The sequence below is a fragment of the Mycobacterium sp. NGS15 genome, assembly GCF_059813245.1.
Genome location: NZ_JCALEF010000014.1, coordinates 1 through 6,561 on the forward strand (window position 1 = coordinate 1; position 6,561 = coordinate 6,561).

Annotated in this window: 2 protein-coding genes and 2 pseudogenes; 3 read left to right on the plus strand and 1 reads right to left on the minus strand. The window is 60.0% G+C overall.

Features of this window, described 5'->3' with window-relative positions; all coding sequences use genetic code 11:
* The 3 genes and pseudogenes from AC5Y5C_RS24825 to AC5Y5C_RS24835 all read left to right on the plus strand — a co-directional run.
* Nucleotides 1-205 (plus strand): annotated as a pseudogene (locus AC5Y5C_RS24825) (IS3 family transposase); the annotation flags it as partial.
* An 816-nt stretch (nucleotides 206-1,021) separates the two neighbouring features.
* Entirely contained in the window at nucleotides 1,022-2,416 is a 1,395-nt protein-coding gene (locus AC5Y5C_RS24830; RefSeq protein WP_499977336.1) for an amidohydrolase family protein, read from the plus strand.
* 43 nt (nucleotides 2,417-2,459) lie between these two features.
* Entirely contained in the window at nucleotides 2,460-4,085 is a 1,626-nt protein-coding gene (locus AC5Y5C_RS24835) for an alpha/beta fold hydrolase (RefSeq protein ID WP_499977337.1), read from the plus strand.
* Nucleotides 4,086-4,501: 416 nt separating this feature from the next.
* On the opposite strand, the pseudogene AC5Y5C_RS24840 reads toward AC5Y5C_RS24835, so the two are convergent.
* Nucleotides 4,502-5,368: pseudogene (locus tag AC5Y5C_RS24840) on the minus strand (IS3 family transposase); the annotation flags it as partial.
* Nucleotides 5,369-6,561 lie beyond the last annotated feature (1,193 nt).

Genomic DNA, 6,561 nt, shown 5'->3' on the forward strand with positions numbered 1-6,561 from the left:
GGTGGCAGTTTCGACAACGCTCTCGCCGAGACGGTCAACGGCTACTACAAGGCCGAGCTGATCTATGGCCCCGCCCGCACCGGGCCGTGGAAAACCGTCGAAGACGTCGAACTGGACACCCGGGGCTGATCTGCTGGCACAACACCAGCCGCCTACGCAGCTACCTCGGCGACATCCACCCACCGAATTCGAAGCCGCGTTCTAGGATGCACAACGGGCCGAACAACCCCTGATCGGCATCCTATAAACCTGAGCCCTCCGGGATTTTCAGGGCGTTTCACTGCGGCCCGCAGCCACGATCACTACGCCATGGCCCGCGAGATCAACTGAATCCGAACAACGACAACCTGGCTCTAACTCCGGGTGGACTCAGTATCGGGGACTCTCCAAACGGACCGTTCCACCGACCCCGGAAACGACTCGGCGCTGCCGCCCACCCCGAGCTTCGTTACCCCTCACCACAGCAGCACCTGACCGTGGGGAATTGCCTGACAGACACCCCTGAGGAATTGCGCGACGGCCAATACGAAGTTCGGATGACTGCCATTCGCATTTCGCTATTGCGTTTCGCCGTCTCGCCATGTGTTATCAATCACAGAAGGCTCTGATCCGACGCCGACCACACTGGAAAGGGTTCCCGATGGCGATGTTGGTCTGTACAACGTGCCCGCGCGATACCCAAAGAGGACCGGGGGTATGCGACGGAATCGAGAAGGCTTTGCGCCAAAACCGATTCCAGTTGCGTTCTCTACGTCACCTGCCTGGACCTGTTCAAGCAACTCGGCCCGGTTGCTGGTGGCGATGTGGTGACGCTAGATTGCGTCGGGATGACCCGGGTCTGATTCGCCCGCGTGAGTCCTGAAGACGCCGCCGCGCTGCGGGAGTGGCACTCGGCTCCGAGAAGTCACCAACGGGCCCATCTGAGTGAGACGTACCCGCGCACCTGGCGCCGGCGATGACCCCCGACGCAGCGCTCGAATCAAGATGTAATCAGCGAACGTGTAAGTGAGAGGTAACAGCAATGCAACGCACCCTGTTCACCAACGTCAATATCTTCGACGGCACGGGTTCACCGGCATTTCCCGGTGAAATCCTCATCGAGGGAGACCGTATTGCGCGTCTTGAAAGAGGCCGGGGGTCGATCATTCCCGACGCAGGTACCCAAGTCATCGACGGTCGTGGAGGGCTCCTGATGCCCGGTCTCGTCGAACCTCACGCGCACATGACGTACAACAACCTCGCCACTGTTGCGGAGCAAGGCGACCTTCCGCCAGAAGAGACTCTGTTGCTGACGTTGAAGAACACACAGTTGATGCTCGATTCAGGCTTCACCTCGTTGTATTCGGCCGGATCGGCGCGGATGCGAACAGAAGTTGTGGTCAAAGCGGCGATCGATTCACGACGGTTTGCGGGTCCGCGTATGCGGAGCGCGTGTCCTGAGATCACGACGACGGGTGGGCTCGGTGACGTCCGAAAGATGCACAAGGATGGCGATCTACTGAACACGATCGCCGACGGTGCAGATGCTGTGCTGGCAGCGGTACGAACTGCGATTCGTGAAGGTGTCGACACCATCAAGATGAACCTTTCTGGCGACGACTTCCAAAAGCTCGGCGAGGGCAAGATGACGATGTACGACGACCACGAGATTGCTGCCGGCGCCAGAATCGCCCACGATCATGGAGTCTTCATGGCTTGTCACGCGCGATCCGACGACTCGGTCAGGCTGGCCCTGCGCCACGGCTTCCGCTCGATCTACCACTGCGATTACGTCGAGGGTGAAACCTTCGACCTCCTCGAGGAACAGAAGGACCGCATCTTCCTCGCTCCAGCCATTGGAGTCACTTACGCCACCGCATACGAAGCAGCCCCCTGGGGTATCGACCAGCAAATGGCTACTGCCATGCACCAGTTCGAGATGTTGGACAACTTTCCCGAGGTCTACGGAGAAATCCGAAAGCGCGGCATTCGCTTCATGCCCGGCGGCGACTACGGTTTCGCCTGGAACCCCATCGGCAACAACGCCCGCGACCTCCAGCACTTTGTCGAGATGCTGGGCATGAGCCCAGCCGAGGTCTTGATGACGGTGACGAAATGGGGTGGCGAACTGATGGCCATCGACCAGCTCGGCCTGCTCCGTGAAGGTTGGCTCGCGGACGTCATCCTGATTGACGGCGATCCCCTCGAAGACATCCGGATCCTGCAAGATCAGGACAACATCGTCCTAGTCGTCAAGGGCGGCGACATCTTCAAACTGGACATGCACTATTTCAACCCAGAGGTCGCCGATCGGGGCGCCCAATCAATCACAGCCAGTGGTCCGAACCTCGGTGCATTCCCACTTCGCGTCCAAGAGGCAGCGTCACTGATCACCGCCCCCAACGTCGTGGCCTCAGGAGCAGGCTCCTATGCTTGATGGTATTGCGGTAGAGAAAGCCGGGAGTGGCCCTGCGATACTCATGATTCACGGCCTCGGTGCCACGTCGAACTCGTGGGGTCCGCAAGTCGGCATCCTCAGCCGGAGCTTCACGGTCATTCGACCCGATCTGCGTGGCGCGGGCAGAAGCGTCACCGCGGGGGAGATTTCTGTAGCGACTCACGTTTCAGACATGATCGCTCTGCTCGATGAGAACGGCATCCACAAGGCCCACGTGGTGGGTTGGTCCTATGGTTCGATCATCGCCCAGCACTTAGCTACGCTACACCCGGGCCGTGTCGGCAGCCTTGTGCTGCTCGGGCCGATCGACGAGCCGACTCCTGCCGCCCGGGAGGCACTTCACGCTCGGGCAGCGAACGCGCGCGCCGGCGGATTGGTTGACATCGCCGACGGCCTTTCACAAATGGGAACGTCGGCGGCTACGAAAATCACTCAGCCGCAGACGATCGCATTTGTTCGGGAATCAGTGATGCGGCAGGATCCGGAGGGCTATGCACAGATCTGCGAGTCGGCTGCTGCGGCAGTGGCCGCCCCGCCCGACCAGATCACATGCCCCACCATGGTGTTGACCGGTGACGAGGACAAGACTGCACCACCGAGTTCAGCACGGTTACTAGCTGAGGCGATCTCGGACTCCACCTTTGCGATCCTTCCCCAGTGTGGCCACTGGCCTACCTTCGAGCAACCCAGAGCGGTCAACGACTTGTTGCTCGAATTCCTTCTCCGAGAGGACATTTTAGTGACATCCACGAAAGTATACCGCCAGTACGACCAAGCAGGACTCGATGACGAGTACAACAACCGAAAGCGCTGGCCTGCTTTCTCGGACCACTTCGCTAAGTGGTCCGAGCTGAGCGAAAAAACTAGAGAGTCCCTGCCCAACACCCTTGACATCGCCTACGGCGAGGACCCAAGCGAACGTCTTGACGTCTTTCCATCGGAGGAAACCGGCACGCCACTGTATGTCTTCATCCATGGCGGCTACTGGTACTCCCTTGACAAGGACAATTACAGCTATGTCGCAGATGCCATGCGGCCCAACGGTATCACCACCGCCGTGCTGAACTATGGCTTGGCGCCGGACTACAACATGGACACCATCGTCGGACACATTCGGTCCGCCCTGGCGTGGCTCTATCGCAATGCCGAGGCGATCGGCGCTGATCCCGACCGCATCTACGTGACCGGGCACTCGGCTGGCGGCCACCTTGCGACCATGCTCCTCGCGACCGACTGGGCAACCATTGGCGTAGATCTGCCACAGGATCTGGTCAAGGGGGTGTGTGCTATCGGAGGGATCTTCGATCTCGAACCGATCCAGCTCGCATACCTCAACAAGACCCTGCACATGGATCCCGAGCAGGCGGCTCGCAACAGTCCAATCCATCAGACCTACCTGGCAGGGGCACCCCTCTCCTTGATCGTCGCGGTGGACGAATCCACCGAGTATCACAGGCAATCAGGAGCTATGAAAGAACTGTGGTCCAATCTCGGATACCCAGTGGAACTGGTTGTCCCAGAAGGCTATGACCACTTCTCGGTGGCCAATGATCTCGGTAACCCTTCTTGCTCACTGGTCACACACCAGCTGGATCAGATGCGATTGGCCTTCAAAGATCATGTCGCCCCGGCGCCAGCGGGACAATGACCGAGAGCCGAAACGATCTTGGGTTCGACAACGTAGTCGACGGACGCCTCAAGCCTGTGATACCGCCAGCCGAGTAGCGCGGCACCGCTTCGCGATGACGTCCGAACACGGAGGCTAATGTCAAGCAAACTTGATGTGGCGCAGGCTGGAAGGGGTTCGCGACAAAACTCCGCCAACCTGGACGCCGCCTATGACGACGCACGCGGGAGCAGAAATCATCCTCGACGTCGACCAATATGGCGTAATTCGCGGGCGCCTCACCGGTGATATCGGCGCCGACGAACCCATCATGGTCTTCGAAACAACCTCGTCTGACTCGAATTCGTCGCTACGACGCCTGGAAAGCCGACCCGACGACCACTACGTATCCTCGATGACCTGCCTACTGTTTGGATTCCATTCTGGGTCGCTAACTTTCAGGCGGGGACGGGTATCTTATCGCAGAGTAGCTCGTACTCGATGGGTGTGCGGTAGCCCAGCGCGGAGTGGCGGCGCTGGCGGTTGTGGAACATCTCGATGTACTCGAAAATCGCGTTCGCGAGTTCGACTCTGGTCTTCCACTTTTTGCGGTTGAGTAGTTCGATTTGCATTGAGGACCAAAAGGATTCCATCATCGCGTTGTCCAGGCCGACGCTGCCGAAGGATGGCAGCAGCCCGGCCGAACGAATTTTCTCCCCGAAGACCCAAGAGGTGAATTGCGTTCCATGGTCGGCGTGCACAATCGCGCCGGGGTCGGGGCGCCGGTTGCGGATGGCCATATCGAGGGCGTTGACCACGAGCGTGGAATCAGCCCGCGAATCGATCGACCAACCTACGATCCGGCGGCTGAACGCGTCTAGAACCGCAGCGCAGTACAGCCATCCTTCCTAGTACGGTGTTGAGTAATGTCGTTGACCCACAACTCATATGGTCAGCAGACTGTGGAACTTGCGGTTCACTAAGTCGTCGGCGGTGACAACTCCGCGCAGTCGCTTGACGCGCACCGGTCCAGGGAGCCCATACAGGCCCGCCTGGATCATTAGCACCGACACGGTGCGTTCGCACACCGTGATGCCCATCGCCACTGTCAGCTCAGCATGCACGCGGCGGTAGCCGTAGGTGCCGCGTGAGGCGGCATGGATCTCCCGGATCAGGCCGGTGAGCCACTGACGCCGCAGCTGCCGAGCGCAGGTGGGGGCGGGCTTGGCCTGGTAGTACTTCTGCCGCGAAACGCCCAACGCCCGGCAGCAGCGGTCAACCGGAACCCCGGCGTCGACCAGGCGGTCGATCACCGGGTAGACCTTCCAGGTAGGGCAGGTCACGATGCCTCTTTGACGCGTTCTTCGCGTTGTTTCCGCACTTGCGGGGATTCCTGGCGCCGGCACGGCGCCCAGCGCTGCTGGTCGGCTCGAGCCATGGCCTACTCCCGTTCACGGCGAATAACCAGAAATCCATCAAGTGTGTGCATGGCTTCATGAGATGGTTCTGGCTGGCGTGGGGGTTCTTTCGCTGCGTCACCGGCGTCAGGCGGGCCAGATGTTCGTCGCCGTCCTGGCCGGGGCTGCGTTGTTCACCGGAGGTAAGCGCCTATCCCGCCTAGCCGGGCAGGTTCTGGCCGATTCGGGCCTGGTCAGAACGAATGACACAGGTGCACAACTTTGTTCGGTGCTCTAGCCCAGAAAGTGCAAGGATTGTGCTCAGGCGACACCGGAAGCGTGTACATCCACGACATCACCTCGGCTACGAGAATCGCTGACGCATTCGGTACGCGAGGATGTGAGTGGGATTCGATCCGTGCCGCGGGCGATGCCTATCCGAAACAAGAAGGTGGAAGGGGAATTCCACTGCTAAAGTACACCCGCGTAGAGGAGCGATCGGCCGAGTAGTTGCTCGATCGATATGCGGAACATGATTGTCGACAAGGGAACAGTGATAACGCTTAGCGCCACCCGCTCCTTGTCGAGGTCGAGCACGCACGAGGCCGCGCTTTACCCGACCGTTGATCCGTTGGGTGGCGATTTGAACAGTCCCGTCCACGAGGGTGTTCCCCTCCTCGTCCGCATGGGGGCAGAGGAGGGGCCACGTAGGACACAACCGTCGGATGGTCGCGCACGGTGGCCGTGGTCCGGTTACTAAACTCCTGAAAGATCAAGTCGCACATTGACGTGGTCTACTACCTAGCCCGCCGCCCCATCACCGCGAAGCCGATTAAACCGGCGCCGCGCCGCACACGCCGCGGGATGAACTTTGGGGTGTGAAGGGATGCCGTGGAGGGCATAGCGTCACAGAAGCGCCTACATACGGGCCGAGCTCAAACTTCTTGATTTTCGGCCGGTACTACCGGGACCCACTAAGCGGTGCTCTGCGATTCTCGGACGCGGAGATCCTTGCGGAGGATCTTGCCCACGGCCGAATTCGGCACGAGGTCAAAGAATTCGACCTACCGGATCTTTTGGTTGGGGACACCCGTTCGGCGACGTAGGCGATGACCAACGCT

Coding starts and splice junctions, on each gene's coding strand:
- AC5Y5C_RS24830 (WP_499977336.1), top strand. CDS start 1,022: ATGCAACGCACCCTGTTCACCAACGTCAATATCTTCGACGGCACGGGT.
- AC5Y5C_RS24835 (WP_499977337.1), top strand. CDS start 2,460: ATGATTCACGGCCTCGGTGCCACGTCGAACTCGTGGGGTCCGCAAGTC.